Source organism: Photorhabdus stackebrandtii, from assembly GCF_011189495.1.
In the GTDB taxonomy this organism is placed as follows: domain Bacteria; phylum Pseudomonadota; class Gammaproteobacteria; order Enterobacterales; family Enterobacteriaceae; genus Photorhabdus; species Photorhabdus khanii.
In genome coordinates, this window is the sequence record NZ_PUJV01000013.1 from 34,693 (window position 1) to 51,778 (window position 17,086).

General features: G+C 41.1%; 14 protein-coding genes and 1 pseudogene. 9 read left to right on the top strand and 6 right to left on the bottom strand.

Annotated elements, in window-relative coordinates; translation table 11 throughout:
* Positions 1-26: 26 nt before the first annotated feature.
* From astB to C5470_RS12610, 7 genes and pseudogenes are all read left to right on the top strand, one after another.
* A complete protein-coding gene (gene astB, locus C5470_RS12585; RefSeq protein ID WP_166289536.1) occupies positions 27-1,370 on the top strand; it encodes an N-succinylarginine dihydrolase in 1,344 nt (447 codons plus the stop codon).
* 12 nt (positions 1,371-1,382) lie between these two features.
* Positions 1,383-2,375 (top strand): succinylglutamate desuccinylase, encoded by a 993-nt coding sequence (gene astE / locus C5470_RS12590; RefSeq protein ID WP_166289539.1) that lies wholly within the window; start codon positions 1,383-1,385, stop codon positions 2,373-2,375.
* A 100-nt stretch (positions 2,376-2,475) separates the two neighbouring features.
* Complete coding sequence (locus tag C5470_RS12595; protein WP_166289542.1) at positions 2,476-3,927, top strand: amino acid permease; 1,452 nt, start codon at positions 2,476-2,478, stop codon at positions 3,925-3,927.
* Positions 3,928-4,655: 728 nt separating this feature from the next.
* Entirely contained in the window at positions 4,656-5,120 is a 465-nt protein-coding gene (locus C5470_RS23675; protein ID WP_422631073.1) for a hypothetical protein, read from the top strand.
* A gap of 192 nt (positions 5,121-5,312) precedes the next feature.
* Entirely contained in the window at positions 5,313-5,525 is a 213-nt protein-coding gene (locus tag C5470_RS23680; protein WP_422631074.1) for a hypothetical protein, read from the top strand.
* Positions 5,515-5,915 (top strand): annotated as a pseudogene (locus C5470_RS12605) (DUF1240 domain-containing protein). Before C5470_RS23680 ends, C5470_RS12605 begins: the two are co-directional and overlap by 11 nt.
* A gap of 404 nt (positions 5,916-6,319) precedes the next feature.
* Complete coding sequence (locus C5470_RS12610) at positions 6,320-7,027, top strand: hypothetical protein (protein WP_166289545.1); 708 nt, start codon at positions 6,320-6,322, stop codon at positions 7,025-7,027.
* Between the two features lie 156 nt (positions 7,028-7,183).
* On the opposite strand, the gene C5470_RS12615 is transcribed toward C5470_RS12610, so the two are convergent.
* The 4 genes from C5470_RS12615 to ackA form a co-directional block, all read right to left on the bottom strand.
* Positions 7,184-7,531 carry a type II toxin-antitoxin system RelE family toxin gene (locus C5470_RS12615; RefSeq protein WP_242687972.1) on the bottom strand — a complete coding sequence of 116 codons (348 nt, stop codon included), beginning with the start codon at positions 7,529-7,531 and terminating at the stop codon, positions 7,184-7,186.
* Between the two features lie 23 nt (positions 7,532-7,554).
* A complete protein-coding gene (locus C5470_RS12620; protein WP_166289547.1) occupies positions 7,555-7,782 on the bottom strand; it encodes a type II toxin-antitoxin system Phd/YefM family antitoxin in 228 nt (75 codons plus the stop codon).
* 292 nt (positions 7,783-8,074) lie between these two features.
* Positions 8,075-10,201 (bottom strand): phosphate acetyltransferase, encoded by a 2,127-nt coding sequence (gene pta / locus C5470_RS12625; RefSeq protein ID WP_207626986.1) that lies wholly within the window; start codon positions 10,199-10,201, stop codon positions 8,075-8,077.
* Between the two features lie 84 nt (positions 10,202-10,285).
* On the bottom strand, positions 10,286-11,488 hold the full coding sequence (ackA, locus tag C5470_RS12630) for an acetate kinase (RefSeq protein ID WP_166289553.1): 1,203 nt from the start codon (positions 11,486-11,488) through the stop codon (positions 10,286-10,288).
* 393 nt (positions 11,489-11,881) lie between these two features.
* On the opposite strand from ackA, the gene yfbV reads away from it, so the two are divergent.
* Positions 11,882-12,337 (top strand): terminus macrodomain insulation protein YfbV, encoded by a 456-nt coding sequence (gene yfbV, locus C5470_RS12635; RefSeq protein ID WP_166289690.1) that lies wholly within the window; start codon positions 11,882-11,884, stop codon positions 12,335-12,337.
* Between the two features lie 118 nt (positions 12,338-12,455).
* Positions 12,456-14,288, top strand: coding sequence for an SLC13 family permease (locus C5470_RS12640; RefSeq protein WP_166289556.1), 1,833 nt, complete (start codon positions 12,456-12,458; stop codon positions 14,286-14,288).
* On the opposite strand, the gene yfbR is transcribed toward C5470_RS12640, so the two are convergent.
* Both yfbR and C5470_RS12650 read right to left on the bottom strand, forming a co-directional pair.
* Complete coding sequence (yfbR, locus tag C5470_RS12645; protein WP_166289559.1) at positions 14,285-14,884, bottom strand: 5'-deoxynucleotidase; 600 nt, start codon at positions 14,882-14,884, stop codon at positions 14,285-14,287. The genes C5470_RS12640 and yfbR overlap by 4 nt on opposite strands.
* A gap of 509 nt (positions 14,885-15,393) precedes the next feature.
* Positions 15,394-16,608: a pyridoxal phosphate-dependent aminotransferase gene (locus C5470_RS12650; RefSeq protein WP_166289562.1), complete on the bottom strand. Its 1,215-nt coding sequence runs from the start codon at positions 16,606-16,608 to the stop codon at positions 15,394-15,396.
* Positions 16,609-17,086 lie beyond the last annotated feature (478 nt).

Sequence of the window (17,086 nt, forward strand, 5' to 3'; positions counted from 1 at the left end):
CTTATACAATTTTTCCAGAGGTATCTATGTCCGGTTTTGAAGCAAATTTTGATGGCTTAGTTGGTCTGACTCATCACTACGCAGGGCTTTCAGTCGGCAATAAAGCGTCTATACATAACCGGGACCGGGTGTCTAACCCACGCAAAGCTGCGCTGCAAGGGCTGATGAAAATGAAAGCGTTGGCCGATGCGGGGTTTGTTCAGGGGGTCTTGCCACCGCAACAACGTCCCAATATTCCAGCCTTACGTAATTTAGGTTTTGCAGGCAGTGATGAGCAAATACTTGATAAAGCAGCTAAATATTCTCCAGTGTTATTATCAAAACTGAGTTCTGCTTCATCAATGTGGACAGCAAACGCGGCAACGGTGTCACCTTCGGCGGATAGTGCTGACCAACGGGTACATTTCACCGTGGCAAATTTAAATAACAAACTGCACCGTTCGTTGGAAGCAGAAACGACGACAGCCGCGTTAAAAGCTACTTTTGCTAATCAAAACCATTTTGTCCATCATCAGGCGCTTGTGCAGCATGAGAATTTCGGTGATGAAGGGGCGGCAAACCATAATCGCCTCAGCGGTGAATATGATAGGCCAGGCGTACAGGTGTTTGTCTATGGCCGTAGCGCGTTTCGTGGCAGCCCGGTGCCCCAGCGCTATCCCGCACGGCAAACACTGGAAGCAAGCGAAGCCATTGCCCGGTTGCATCAGCTTAATTCGGCGCAAACCGTTTTTGTGCAACAAAATCCGGTCGCCATTGACAGCGGTGTTTTCCATAATGATGTGATTGCGGTAAGCAACCGAAATGTCCTTTTTCATCATCAGCATGCTTATCTGAATCAGGATCAGGCTTTGGCTGAAATTAAAGAGAAAATGGCGGTGTTGGGACATGATTTTGTCCCAATTGAAGTCTCTTCAGAGCAGGTCAGTATCAAAGACGCGGTTGATTCTTACCTCTTTAATAGTCAATTGCTGAGTAAAGCAGATGGAAAAATGATGATTGTTGTGCCTGAAGAGTGCCGCCAGAGTGCGACAGTCTGGGCCTATTTACAGTCACTGACCGTGCAAACGTCATCACCCATTAATGAAGTATGCGTTTTTGATCTGCGGGAAAGTATGTGTAATGGCGGCGGCCCGGCGTGTTTACGTCTGAGGGTTGTGCTGAATGACGCTGAATTTAGCGCGGTCAATCCTGCGACAATAATGAATCCCCGGCTTTATGAGGGCCTGACTCAATGGATAGAACAACACTATCGTGATGAGTTATGTGCTGGCGATCTGGTTGATCCCCAATTACTTCGTGAAGTTTATACCGCTCTGGATGAGCTTACGCAGATCCTGAGTTTAGGGTCGATCTATGAATTTCAACGCTAAATTGGAGTGGATATGGATCTGTTAACTTTATTGTTTGAAAAGAAACTTACCGATCACCTGACGTTTCCAGAAACAATTAATGCTAACTGGCTGGCAGAAGGTGTATTGCAACTTATTCCCCATGCTTCCCATGAAGGAAAAAGCCGGTCCTTGGTTATTTCTGCCGGTATTCACGGTAATGAAACCGCACCCATTGAAATACTGATTCAGTTACTGGCACAGTTGGCAGATGGCACGTTGCCGCTAAAAAATAACCTGCTGATTATCTTTGGTAACTTGCCGGCTATGCGGGCGAATCGACGTTATTTGCATAATGATTTGAACCGCATGTTTGGTGGCCGTTATCTGGATTTTCCTCTGGGAAATGAGTATTCACGTGCGGCGGAACTTGAAAATGTTGTCAGTCGCTTTTTTGCTGAATCTTCAGTATCTTCTGCAAATATTCGCTGGCATATTGATCTGCATACCGCTATACGCGCTTCTCACCATGAACAATTTGCGTTGCTGCCTGCTCAAAGCTATCCATTTTCTGCCGAATTTATGCAATGGTTGAATGACAGCGATATTGATGCACTGGTTTATCACCGTACAAAAGGAGGGACTTTCAGCCATTTTCTGCATGAAAAGTTTGGGGCGGATAGCTGCACGATGGAAATAGGTAAGGTAATGCCTTTTGGTGGAAATGATTTAAACAGGTTCCAGAAAATTACCGATTCTCTTTATGGCTTAATCTCTTCATCGCAAATAGCCGCACGAGTTAAACCTGAGCTGAAACATTACCAGGTAATTGATTCTATTATTAAGAGCGATGAAAGTTTCCGGCTTCATATTCCCGCAGACACCATGAATTTCACTGAATTACCAGAGGGATTTGACATCGCCAGCCAGTATGATCGCCATTGGAAAATTAAATTCCCGGCAAAATTTATTTTATTTCCTAATGCTGAGGTCGCTAATGGATTACGGGCGGGATTGTTACTTGCCTTAAATGAAAAAAATAATTAAATAAAACATAACTCCATTTTCTTCCTGAAGCAGTGGCAACTTCTTATTCAGAAAGATTCAGCGATCTGTTTCTTCGCTTTAATGACGGATAGGTATTATCATGATAAAAAATAATAAAAATCAACAAAATATTTTGGCAGAAAAGTTTACTGATTCGCGAGAACTTCATCGAGGGTTAAGTGCACGTCATATTCAATTAATTTCCATTGGCGGTGCCATTGGCACCGGCTTATTTATGGGCTCAGGAAAAACCATTGCTGTATCCGGTACATCGATCATTATTACCTATGCCATTGTGGGTTTTTTTGTCTATATGGTGATGCGGGCGATGGGAGAATTACTTCTCACTAAATTGAATTATCGCTCTTTTGCTGATTTCGTGTCTGATTATTTAGGGACGAAAGCAAGTTTTTTTCTCGGCTGGACTTACTGGATGAGTTGGATTGTATCCTGTATTGCTGATGTAGTGGTTTGTGGCGGATACATTCAATATTGGTTTCCCGGTGTTTCTCTTTGGGTGCCTGCGTTTTTAACTCTGGGTTTACTTTGTATTTGCAATCTTCTTTCTGTGCGGTTATTTGGCGAAGCTGAATTTTGGTTCGCCATTATTAAGGTGATTGCTATTTTAGCGTTGATTATTGTTGGTATCGGTATGGTGATGATAGGTTGGCAATCACCGGATGGTATGACCGCATCTATTAATAATTTGACTGATCCATCAGTATTTCTGCCGAATGGTATTTTTGGTTTTTTTGCTGGTTTCCAGATAGCGATTTTTTCTTTTACTGGTGTTGAGCTGGTGGGTACCATGACAGCGGAAACAAAAGATCCGGAAAAGATATTGCCGAAAGCGATCAAAAATATTCCGATAAGAATTATTATATTCTATATTTTCTCTATGTTAAGCATCATTGCGGTGACTTCCTGGGGAAGGATTTCATCTGAAATCAGTCCTTTTGTGACTTTATTTGCTTTGGCTGGTTTGCCTGCCGCGGCAGCCATTATTAATTTTGTCGCATTAACGTCGGCAATGTCCTCTGCTAATAGTGGGTTATACGCCTGTACGCGCATGCTTTATGGTTTGTCAACTGAAAGAAATGCACACCGGAAATTTAAAATTCTTTCCCGTAATACAGCGATTCCTGTACATAGCCTGATATTTTCCTGCTTCTGTATGATAGTTGGTACGTCACTTTTATTTATCATGCCAAATGTCATGAGATTATTTACTATTGTATCAACAGTTGCCTCTATTATGGTTATTTATAGCTGGTGTATGATATTGATTGCTTATTTAGCTTATCGTAAACATCATCCTGATCTGCATAAGCGTTCAATATTTAAGATGCCTCTGGGGGTGCTGATGACCTGGGTAACGCTGGTTTTTTTCGCCCTGACCATCGTCGTTATGGTTTTTGATCCGGATACATTGGTTGCGCTCTGTGGCACCCCTTTATGGTTTATTGCGTTAAGTATTTTGTGGCGCATAAAGAAGAAAAATGAGGCGCAGGAAGAACAATGTTCGAGGAGTCACCCGTTATTTTTAAAGTAAGATTGCATTTTCTATTGAAAGCTATTTTACAAAAGATATAAATAGTTATTGGACTTTATTATCAAAATGGTTTTGTTATAAAAATAACTGTAGAACGAGTATTTAGATTATTATGGAATAAAAAATAATGATTATTCTATTGTGTGTATAATATTATGATAATTTGCGATGGTTGGTTTTGCATATTATTGAAATTATTCTTTTTTTATCTTATTGTTATCTTGTTTTTTAATATTTCAATAAGTTTTTTTTAACTTGGTCATTCTTGAATTTGTTTTTTCTGATTGTGTCATCTATCTTTATTTAAAGGTGGGTAATAATGAGAGAGGCTAACGAAATAATCTTATATTAATGGCATAATCAGTTTTATAGTGGAATAGTGTTTTAAATTATTATGTGAATCTACCCTTTACTTACTTATTCGAAGAAGTGGCTTTGTTTGCAATAGGTGTTTGTGAAGATGGCATTTAAAATATTTATGATCGTTTTATATTTATCATTTCTATATTTACGTATCCATTCCAGCCTCGTCAGGTTAAATAAGATTTGGCGATCGGGGTTTTGTCTTGTCCCTTGTTTAACACTTTGCTATTGTATAATTGATGTGGCTGTTTTTTATGCGATTGAGTTATGCTTTAATTTTTAATGAGTTTAGCTGTATGGGTGATAGAGAATAGTTACTACAACAACTCGGTGATACGTTAGTGAATATTGAAGGAGGTTTCACGATGACATATAAAAAATACCACTCCTCTTGGGAAGGTTATATGGGAGATTTCCTAAGAGGTCATGTTGGGGCTAATCAATTAAAACCCCAGCATGAGTTCTTTGATGCTATTGGTCTTGAAAAGCAGTTAAGAGAGAATGCAATGTATATTGCATTGCTATCATTGGAAGAGGCAAAAAGTGTTTTAGAGGATATTGATTCTCCAAAACCAAAAAGTCCATTTATGAAGCGTGTGTTCTCGGTTGCAGATCCAATATCACCCTATGCAGGTAATATACGTGATGCTTTTGATTTTACAAATGTAGTGAGAGAATTTAAGAGATTAGGGATTAAAGCGACAGAGTATGTTGGTAAAAATGGGGAGAAATATATTAAAATATCAGGTTATGCGCGATTCAGGAAAATTATTACTGCTTCACGATACGGCGCTTCTAACATGAAGATGATATCTATGGGGATTGGGTAGCAGGGAATAAATAGTGGCATAGTTAAAGGATTAAAATTCGGTATATTATTTTCCACAGCTTATAGAACTATTGAACTTATATTTAAGGATGAATACACACTGGCTGATTTTTTAGGTAATATTGCTGTAGATCTGGCTAAGGCTGCAGTAGCAGCCTTTGTTTCCTGGGCTACGGGGGTTTTTCTTTCAGCTTTGTTTGTGACAGGTGCTAGCGTAATTGTTGTGGCTGGTGCTATGCTTCTTGTGGGAGTTTTAACGGTATATACACTTGATATTATAGATAAGAAATTTAAAGTTAGTGAAACTGTAATTAACTTACTCAAAAAAGAAATGGAGAGAAAACTAAAAGCACCAGAAGCTAATTTCAATCAATTTCTTTATAACTGGGGGCGTTATGGGAAGTAGAAAAAAAGTTATACATATCATCGGCGCTTTTGCTATTTTTCTTTTAGCGTTATCAGGTTTCTTTTTGACCGGAGAAAATTTAATTTCTTTAGTTAAAATGGATGAGAAAATAACATTTTCAAGTAGTGTTTTTATGATATTTTTTTCTTTTCCTTTGCTTTTATATCTTATGATTTTTGTTATTTTTTTAATATAACGAACCGTTGCCCAAAACATCATGATAGTTTTATTAATTATTTTGGGTTTATTGCTATTACTTCAATTTTTCTAAGTTTTCCAACATCTTTATACGTGAATTATAAATTAAAAAGTGATAATTATTTGGTATGTGAAAGAATATCCTGGATGACCCCTAATACTTATGTAAAAGATATTAAGCTATGTGATTAATATTATTGAGTTTACTATGCGAAACCGGCAAGTTTATGACCTGCTATAATTGCAATCTTATGAAGTTCTTTATATTTTTATGATATAAAAAATTAGTAGTTATTACGTCATTATAGATAACATGTAAATATTGATAAATAATTTGTTTTATATCTTATTGAAATTATGTTGTTTTTAAATTTTCCCTGTCTTATCTCTCATATATTTAAATAAATTTTTTTAATTTAATTGTTCTGTAATTTGTGTTTTTTGATTTAATAATCTATCTTTATTTTATAACAATGTTATGTATTAGGTAATTATATTCTTATGAAGTTTATATGTGTTTGTTAATTATAAAGATGAAGTTTATAAAATTACATTTTAGATTAAATAAAGAAATTAAATCAAGCAAGGAGATAAATATGCATTTGAATAAAAAAATTTTCCTAATTTCCCCTTTTTTACTCGCTATGAGTAGTTTTAGCATGGCATGTATAAAAGATCCGGAGGTAATTAGGAATCAGGTAAAAGACGCAATAATTAAAAATGGATTGGAAAAGACCAAAGTGATGTCTATGTATGAGAATTGCAAACTTACAGTGAATAAAAATGACTTTGAAAAGAGAAATGATATTGAATTAAAGAAAGTTAAAGATTCCCAGGATCCTGAAGATTCTTGTATGAAAGATGCGAAGTATTGGTATAGGGGAATGGATAAATACGAATATATATCATTGGATGACAAGAAGAATAATAATTATGAAAGAGTCGTTTGTGTTACAGAAGAAAAAAGCTATTGTGGAATTACACCTCAATTTACTTATGCGAAAATTTATCCGAAACCTTCTCCGGGTAAATCTAAGGACAGAATAAAACCAAAAATTACTATAAGATTTAATACTGAAAAACCCGGCTGGCTGTATAATGATTTTAACGGTAAACATGGCTGTGAAGGTAAAACTGAAGCTGGAGAATCATCGTACGGACTTGGTGATAAAGGAACATCGAAAAATTGTGATGAGGAATATAAGAGACTTGGAATAGGAAATGTATTTAACAAATGGTTATCAAAAGGGAAAATACAAGCCGAAGTTTATTATGTACTATTGCCAAAAGATCCAAAAAAATAATTTTAACATTTGTTCTGCAGCTATGTAATCGTTAACCATAAATTTGTGCAGATAAATGTAAATGTAAATATGAAGTGCCGCATATTTGCGGCACAATTAAATTGTTCTGTAGCTTAATTTTCTGTAGTAACTTATGTTTTTACTTGGCAAACATAATTAGATTTCAATCAAACGGGTGAACAACAAATGCTGAATGTCCTGCTTCTGGGCCATGATGACATGTGCTGAGATCTGATTACCATTATCTATTGAGTAAATAATTCGGTATCCACCTGATGTATTGCATTCACGGTATTTGCTGCAACCTAGTTTCATGAGTTCGGCAGAAATAGGTGACCCCTCAGGGAAAGAGCAAACTTTATTTTCAAATTCCTGCACGAGTTTTTTAATTATTGGCCTTGGGTCTATTTCCTTACTGCGCAAAAATCCTGAAATAACTTTTACGCTGGTTTTAGCTGTTTCTGTATATTGGACGGTAACATTATCTGACATTTTTGATGGCATTTAGCTCTCCGGTTATTAACAGCTCATATATTTGCTAATAACTGATCACTGGTATAGGTTCGCCCTTGTTCTTTATCTTTCTCAGAAAGAGTGAGTAATTTAAGCAAAGCTATTGATTGATCTCGTTGTTTTCTTTCTTCAAATGATTCAATAACATAGGCTGGTACACCATTTTGTGTGACCAGAATTGGTTCAGATAATTCAAGAGCAGAGGCGTTCTTTTTTATAAAGCTGATCGTTTCAATTCTCATTGTGACCTTCTAATCATTTTTGTAATTAATAGTATGCTTCCTCAAGTCTGGTGTGTCAGTGCTTGTCACTACCGTCCATGATGTGATTAAGTTGGCTGATTGGTCTAAATATAGTTTTTATTTGGTCTGCTTGCAAATTTTTATCTCACTTTACTTTGCGCTATAGAATTACCCGGATGTGCCGTAAAGCCCCATCCTTTAAAGGGTGTGATGGAACAATAAAAAGGCCGAACCCAGTGAAACACAGGATTCAGCCTTTATCAGTCATTAATCAGCTATGGATAAGAAACGGTTACGCTTCTCCCTGTGCCGATTGAATCGCCGTCAGTGCAACAGTGTAAACAATATCGTCTACCAAAGCGCCACGGGACAAATCGTTAACCGGTTTACGCATACCTTGCAGCATTGGCCCGATAGAAACCAGATCCGCGGAACGTTGTACCGCTTTATAAGTGGTGTTACCGGTGTTCAGATCAGGGAAGATGAACACGGTAGCTTGACCGGCTACCGGTGAATTTGGTGCTTTGGATTTCGCCACATCTGCCATGATAGCGGCGTCATATTGCAGTGGGCCATCAATGATCAGGTCTGGGCGTTTTTCTTGCGCCAGACGGGTTGCTTCACGAACTTTCTCAACATCACTGCCTGCACCGGAGTTACCGGTAGAGTAGGAGATCATAGCAACGCGAGGCTCGATACCAAATGCTTTAGCCGAATCCGCCGATTGAATAGCGATTTCAGACAGTTGTTCAGCTGTCGGATCTGGGTTGATCGCACAGTCACCGTAAACCAGAACTTGTTCTGGCAGCAGCATAAAGAATACGGATGATACCAGTGAGCTACCCGGTGCAGTTTTGATTAACTGCAATGGTGGACGGATCGTGTTTGCTGTGGTGTGTACCGCGCCGGAAACCAAGCCGTCAACTTCGCCCTGTTCCAGCATCAATGTACCCAGAACAACGTTGTCTTCCAGTTGTTCGCGTGCGACGACTTCGGTCATGCCTTTGTTTTTACGCAGTTCAACCAGACGTGGGACATAGCGCTCACGTACAGCAACCGGATCAACAATTTCAATACCAGTACCCAATTCGACTCCCTGAGCAGCTGCAACACGGCGGATCTCTTCTGGATCGCCCAGCAGCACACAGCGCGCAATACCCCGGTCAGCACAGATAGATGCCGCTTTCACTGTACGAGGTTCATCACCTTCAGGCAGAACAATCCGCTTACCTGCCTTGCGTGCCAGCTCAGTGAGTTGATAGCGGAATGCCGGTGGCGACAGGCGGTGTGGACGTTCAGAGTTCGCTGTCAGCGAATCGATCCACTCCTTATTGATGTGGTGTGCGACATAGTTTTGCAGTTTTTCGATACGTTCATGGTCATCTGCCGGTACTTCCAGGCTGAAACTTTGCAGGTTCAGGGAAGTCTGCCAGGTGTTGGTATCAACCATAAAGACGGGCAGACCAGTGCCGAAAGCACGTTCACACAGTTGCTTAATAGGTTCATCAATGGCATAGCCGCCGGTTAGCAGAATTGCACCGATTTCAACGCCATTCATAGCCGCCAGACAAGCTGAAACCAGAACATCTGGACGATCAGCAGAAGTCACCAGCAGGGATCCCGGACGGAAGTGCTCCAGCATATGTGGAATGCTGCGTGCACAGAAGGTCACGGATTTCACCCGGCGGGTTTTAATTGCGCCCTCGTTGATAATGCGGGCATTCAAGTGTTTTGCCATATCGATTGCACGCGTTGCAATCAGATCAAAATTCCACGGAATGCAGCCAAGGATTGGCAATGGGCTATTTTTAGCCAGCTTGTTTGGATCGATGTTAGCGACGATGGCTTTTGAGGATTCGTCAAAGATCTCTGACAGATCAGGACGGGTACGGCCTTGATCATCAACCGGCGCATTCAGTTTGTTAATAATAACACCGGTAATATTCTGGTTTTTGCTGCCGCCAAATTCAGCACGAGCCAGTTCAACGCGTTCTTTCAATTGCTCCTGGGAATCGTTACCCAACGCCAGTACGAACACGATTTCAGCGTTCAGTGTCTTGGCGATTTCATAGTTCAGCGATTGGGAGAACGGATGTTTACGGGTTGGAACCAGACCTTCAATCAGGATAACTTCTGCGTCTTTGGTGTTTTCGTGGTAAAGGGCCACGATCTTTTCCATCAGGACATCTTTCTGATTCGTGGTCAGTAAAGACTCCACATAGGCCATATCCAGTGGTTCAGCGGTTTTAATGCTGGAATGAGAACGGATGATTGCCGTGGTTTGATCTTGTGCGCCACAGCAACGGGATTGGGCGATGGGTTTGAAAACACTCAGGCTGACGCCTTTCTGCTCCATTGAGCGGATAACACCCAAACTCACACTGGTCAGGCCGACGCTGGTGCTGGTAGGGATCAACATAATTGTGCGGGACACGGAAACCTCTTTACGGTTGCTCGTTGGTCAAAATAGTACCGCCAGCAGTTGCTGGCGGTGTGCAAAGTATTACGCGGTCAGGCGTGCAGCGTCTTGAGCGATGACTAATTCTTCATTCGTCGGGATCACCAGAGCAGGACGGCTGTTGTCAGTCGTAATAGTACCGGATTTACCGAAACGGGCTGCCAGATTGCGTTCGTGATCATATTCAAAACCTAACAGAGCCAGTTTTTTCAGTACCAGTTTACGAACCAGTGAGGAGTTTTCACCGATACCACCGGTAAAGATAATGGCATCCAGACGGCCTTCCATCAGGGCAGAGTATGAACCAACGTATTTAGCCAGACGGTGGCAGTAGACATCCATAGCGCGTTTGGCATCGGCTTTGGTTTCGTAGTTATCTTCTATATAACGGCAGTCACTGGTAACTCCTGTCAGACCCAGAAGACCAGATTCTTTGGTCAGCAGTTTGTTGATTTGTTCAACACTCATGCCCAGAGCATCATGTAGGTGGAAAATGATAGCAGGATCGATATCACCGCTGCGGGTACCCATGACCAGACCTTCCAGTGGTGTTAATCCCATAGAAGTGTCAACACACTGACCATTAACGATAGCGGAGATAGAACCGCCATTACCCAGATGACAGACGATAGCATTCAGCTCTTCAACCGGTTTGTTCAGCATTTTTGCTGTTTCACGGGAAACGAAGAAGTGGCTGGTTCCGTGTGCGCCATAGCGACGGATACCATGCTCTTTATACAGGTTGTATGGCAGTGCATACAGGTAAGCTTCTTCCGGCATGGTCTGATGGAAAGCAGTGTCGAAAACGGCAACGTTTTTGTCCGCCAGATGTGGGAAGCCTTTTTTCGCTTCTTCAATACCAATCAGGTGAGCAGGGTTGTGCAGTGGGGCGAATGGAACCGCATCTTTAATGCCCTGAATAACGTCATCATTGATGGTGACAGAAGAGGTGAACTTTTCACCGCCGTGAACAATACGGTGACCGATGGCGGTGATTTGAGCAGAAAGTTCTGGTTTTTCGGCCAGAATAGTATTAACAATAAAGTTCAATGCTTCACTGTGGGCTGCACCAGCACCTAAAGCGGCTTCATGTTTTGCGCCATCCATTTTCCACTTAATACGGGCTTCAGGCAGGTTAAAACACTCAGCTAGACCAGAAAGATATTCTTCACCGTTAGTAGGATCGATGATAGCAAATTTCAGAGAAGAGCTACCGCAGTTGAGAACCAGTACCAGCTTACTTGACATGGAAATACCTATATCTTGTTTGTCATTGAGAGTCTTACAGATAAGACATGTGATTAATAAAACGTCAATTACGCATCAGCATAGCGTATAATAGTGATGACGTTAAATGATTAACATCATGCAAGGTGTAAAGAGCATGATGATAAGGTTTACATTTTTTAAGAACCTTTTTTACCCACCTGGTGTTAAGTCATAGGGTAATTTGTTAACAAAATGAGCCTAAATACAATAAAAAAGGTAAAATATGCTGCCTTACTGCTATGGACAGTATAAAAGTGGGTGTAGGATACCGATAGCCAGCAGTAAAGACAAAATATACTTAATCCTACAAAAAATATTTTATCACTTACAGACTTTTTTTAAAAATTATGTTTTTAATTGATCGAGGTCATGATGAGCACAATGCCTCCTGCCAGTAGCCGATGGATAAGAAAGATGCGACTGGGACAGCAATATATGAAGACTTGGCCGATTGAGAAACAACTGGCGCCTATGTTTCCTGAAAACCGAATTATTAAAGCAACCCGTTTTGGTATCCGGTTTATGCCACCGTTGGCTATTTTTACGCTGACGTGGCAAATTGCACTGGGTGGTCAACTGGGCCCGGCTGTTGCGACTGCGCTGTTTGCGTGTAGTTTACCTATGCAAGGATTATGGTGGTTGGGGAAACGGGCATCAACACCTTTGCCCACGACGTTGCTGAAATGGTTTCATGAGATCCGTGATAAATTTGCCGAAGCCGGTATCGCAATGGCGCCGGTGCAACAAACGCCGACTTATCAATCTCTCGCAGAGCTGTTGAAACGGGCGTTTAAACAACTCGATCGGTCGTTTCTTGATGATATTTAGGATTCATGACAAAAAACAGACAGGTTGTTGATCGTAACCAGAGATTTTCCCTTAATAAAATGGTCTACTAATCACGTTTTCGACATCGATATCTTCTTTTTTGTTGATAGAGGCCATTTTGAATAGCGAACTCTTGTGGGTGCTAACCCTGCTATTGATAGCTATTGTTCTTTTTACCACCAATAAACTTCGCATGGATATTGTTGCGTTATTGGTGATTATCGCGTTTGTTATGAGCGGCACGTTAACGCTAGGTGAAGCAACCAGTGGCTTCAGTGATCCTAACGTTTTACTGATAGCAGCTTTGTTTGTTATCGGTGAGGGATTGGTAAGAACCGGTGTCGCTTATCAAATGGGGGACTGGCTGGTAAGGGTTGCCGGAAACAGTGAAACCAAGATGTTGGCGTTACTGATGATGACAGTTGCCGGTCTTGGTGCTTTTATGAGTTCTACGGGGGTGGTGGCGATTTTCATTCCGGTGGTGCTGAGTGTTGCGGCCAGAATGAAAATTTCGCCGGGGCGGTTGATGATGCCACTGAGTTTTGCCGGGCTTATCAGTGGCATGATGACGTTGGTCGCGACGCCACCCAATATGGTCGTTAACAGTGAATTGATTCGGGAAGGGTTGCCCGGTTTCAAATTTTTCTCCATTACCCCCATTGGTGTTTTGATTCTGTTTGCTGGCATTGGTTATATGCTGATTGCACGTCATTGGCTGGCTGGCAACCAGTCTGATCATGGTGATGATAAATGGAACCGCCGCACTTTCCGTGACCTTATCCGCGACTATAAATTATCAGGTCGTGCCCGTCGCCTGGCAATCCGGCCAGGTTCCCCGCTGATTGGCTTCTCTCTTGATGAATCAAATTTGCGTGCCCGCTATGGGGCTAATGTCGTTGGTATTGAGCGCTGGCGGCGTTTCCGGCGTGTTATGGTCAGCGCGGTCGGCAATACAGAATTGAGAGAACGGGATGTCTTGCTGATTGATATGTCAGACAGTGAGGTGGATCTGCGGCAATTTTGCAGTGAACAATGGTTGGAGCCGATGGTACTGCGCGGGGAATATTTCTCTGAACAATCCCGTAATGTGGGTATGGCGGAAGTTTCTCTGATCCCAGAATCAGACTTATTGGGTAAGTCCCTGCGGGAAATGCATTTTCGTACCTGCTATGGTTTAAATGTTGTCGGTATTCGGCGTGATGGTGAACCGTTGTTGGGTAAACTGGTGGATGAACCACTGCAACTTGGGGATATTTTACTGGTTATTGGTGACTGGAAACTGATCCGCGTCCTGCAAACTAAAATGCGCGATTTTATTGTTCTCAATTTGCCCATTGAGATTGAGGAAGTGGCCCCGGCAACATCTCAGGCTCCACATGCACTTTTTAGTCTGGCGCTGATGGTTGCTATGATGCTTACCGATGAAGTCCCCAATGTGATTGCCGCGTTGATAGCTTGCCTGTTGATGGGGAAATTCCGCTGTATTGATATGGAAAGTGCTTACCGTTCTATTCACTGGCCCAGTATTATTCTTATTGTTGGGATGATGCCGTTTGCACTGGCATTACAGAAAACCGGCGGGATTGATCTGATTGTCCGCGGTTTGATGGATATTGCGGGTGATATGGGGCCGAGGGTAATGCTGTTATGTTTGTTTGTACTTTGTGCGGTAATCGGTTTGTTTATTTCCAACACGGCAACGGCGGTATTAATGGCACCGATAGCCATTGCTGCGGCGCGTGAAATGGTCGTATCGCCTATGCCATTCGCCATGATTATTGGTGTGGCCGCTTCTGCTGCATTTATGACCCCGGTTTCATCACCGGTGAATACGCTGGTTCTTGGTCCGGGTGGTTATAAGTTTTCTGATTTTGTCCGTTTGGGCGTGCCGTTTACCGTTTTAGTGATGGTGATTAGTGTGCTGGTTATCCCTTGGTTGTTCCCATTTTAATTTGGGATATCGAGGCTAATCTCATCCAGCGACAGGTTAAACCCCGGCACAAAAACGGTCATAAAGTAATCCATTTCTTGGCTGTGGCGATCAGCCAGGGTTTTTTCAAGCCGGGCTTTCGCCAGATTGAATTCACTGTTACCTGCTGATAGCTCCTCCAGACATTTGAGATAAGCGCACAGGGCGTCAGCTTGTTTAACAATAGAAATTTCTTCTTCTGTATGCTGGCTGTCATCCAATATCGGACGAAAATCTTCTTGCAACTCTGCTGGTAGCATTTCCAGTAATTTTTTCTGCGCGATTTTCTCTATCTTTTTATATTCCCGTGCAATATGCGGGTTGTGATATTTGATAGGGGTGGGTAAATCCCCGGTGATAACTTCGCTGGCATCGTGATACATTGCCAGTAACGCAATGCGTTCAGCATTCACATTGCCACTGAATTTGCGGTTTTTAATAATCGCTAAAGCGTGTGCGACAAAGGCCACTTGCAGGCTGTGTTCAGAAACATTTTCTGTGCGTACATTGCGCATAAGAGGCCAACGATTAATCAGTTTCAGACGGGAAAGGTGGGCAAAAAAGTGGCTCATATTCATTCTCTTAATTTACATTTACTATTAACTGGCAATGTTATAATCATAATGGGTTTCTTTTTTTTAAAGAAATTTATTTTTCCACTTCATTTTATATACAATTCGCATACAAAAGTTTCATGTAATTTACAATAGTTCATTATTTATTCAATCGATCTCCTTTATCAAGTTTAATAAATGCGATGTTTAATTCTTTTATATCCTGCCAATGCCTTATATAATCACCATAAACTCGCCGGTGAAAATAAAAAAACGAGTCTGTGTTACCGGTAAAAAATGAAAACTGACTGACCTTATTTTGTAAAGTGTCCTCATTTGACATCAATAAAGAAAGTGATGGAAATGGTTACCAGGGATTTCTGGCTGACAGGTGATGTGTTCACCAGTGAAGACAAATCGGTCAGATTAATTTATCGGTGGAGAAGAAAGTAGGTTTTCTTCTCCACCGATAGAATTCATGTATAAATAATGTCTGTTATCAGTAATATCTGCTTATCGAATGGTGCTTATTTTTACTGATGATATTTGCCAATAAATCGGGCGAATTTCTGAATGGCCATCTCCAGTTCATCAATCCTTGGTAGTGTTACGATGCGGAAATGATCGGGTTGCGGCCAGTTAAATGCCGTTCCCTGTACGAGCAGGACCTTCTCTTGTAATAAGAGGTCAAGTACCATCTTCTGGTCATCATGGACGTTAAAACGCTTCGCATCAATTTTCGGGAACATATATAAAGCTCCCTTAGGTTTCACACAGGAAACGCCAGGGATTTGATTAATTAATTCCCATGCTTGGTTGCGTTGTTCATACAAACGACCACCGGGTAAAATGAATTCACTGATACTCTGGTAACCGCCTAATGCGGTTTGAATAGCGTGTTGCATTGGCACATTTGCACATAAACGCATTGATGCCAGCATCTCTAAACCTTCAATATAGCTCTTGGCGTGCTTTTTCGGACCGTTTAATACCATCCAGCCCTGACGAAAACCAGCTACCCGATATGTTTTAGATAATCCGTTAAATGTTACCGTTAACAAGTCAGGGGCAAGTGCGGCAATTGAATGATGCTCGGCATCGTCATATAAGATTTTGTCGTAAATCTCATCAGCAAAAATAATCAAATTATGCTGACGGGCTATTTCAACAATTTCCAGTAACAGCGCCTTACTATATACAGCACCCGTTGGATTATTGGGGTTAATAATCACAATCCCGCGCGTGCGAGGGGTAATTTTGTTACGGATATCATCTAAGTCAGGAAACCAATCTGCCTCTTCATCACACATATAATGTACGGCTTTTCCGCTGGAGAGTGAAACCGCTGCTGTCCAGAGAGGATAATCAGGGGCGGGAACCAGCATTTCATCACCGGTATTCAGTAATGCCTGCATTGCCTGAACGATTAATTCAGAAACGCCATTGCCGATATAAATATCTTCAACACTCACATCCAGCATATTCCGGGCTTGATAATGTTGCATGATCGCTTTACGTGCAGAATACAGGCCTTTTGAATCTGAATAACCCTGCGCTGTTGGTAAGTTGCGGATAACATCTACCAGGATTTCATCGGGTGCTTCAAAACCAAAAGGGGCTGGATTACCGATATTTAATTTGAGGACTTTGTTACCTTCTTCTTCAAGGCGTTTAGCTTCCTTGAGTACGGGTCCGCGGATGTCGTAACAAACATTATCCAATTTGCTGGATTTTTTAACTGCTAGCATAGAGAGTCTTACCTTAATCTTGCTAAAAAGGGGGCGCCTGGCATATAGCGTCTGACATTTAATGTACTCTTCCCTCCAGGTGTTTTGAAGATGCATTGATATATTTGGTTAAAATGGTTGTTTTAGTAGGGGTGTTGTTATTTTAGTATCTTTTTATGCAAATTATGTCAGTATTAAATTCTTAAATTTATCATTTTATTGGATTTATAATCTGAGTTGTTCTTATTTTTTAGTGTGGATATGAAGCATTTTTAACGTCACAGCGGCATGGTTGCGTGGTTGTGGGGGGGAAAATGAGCACAGTTCAATTTGCCAATAAAAGCTATTGTGTTTGTATAATTTATTCTTATGTATAAGATTTGGCTTGAATTGGCAATTTAGAACTATATATTTTAGAAAGATCGAACAATATTTTTGAGCATTTCTGGAAACTAGTTGTAAATTTATCTGAATAGGATTATCAAACATTAGTAATATT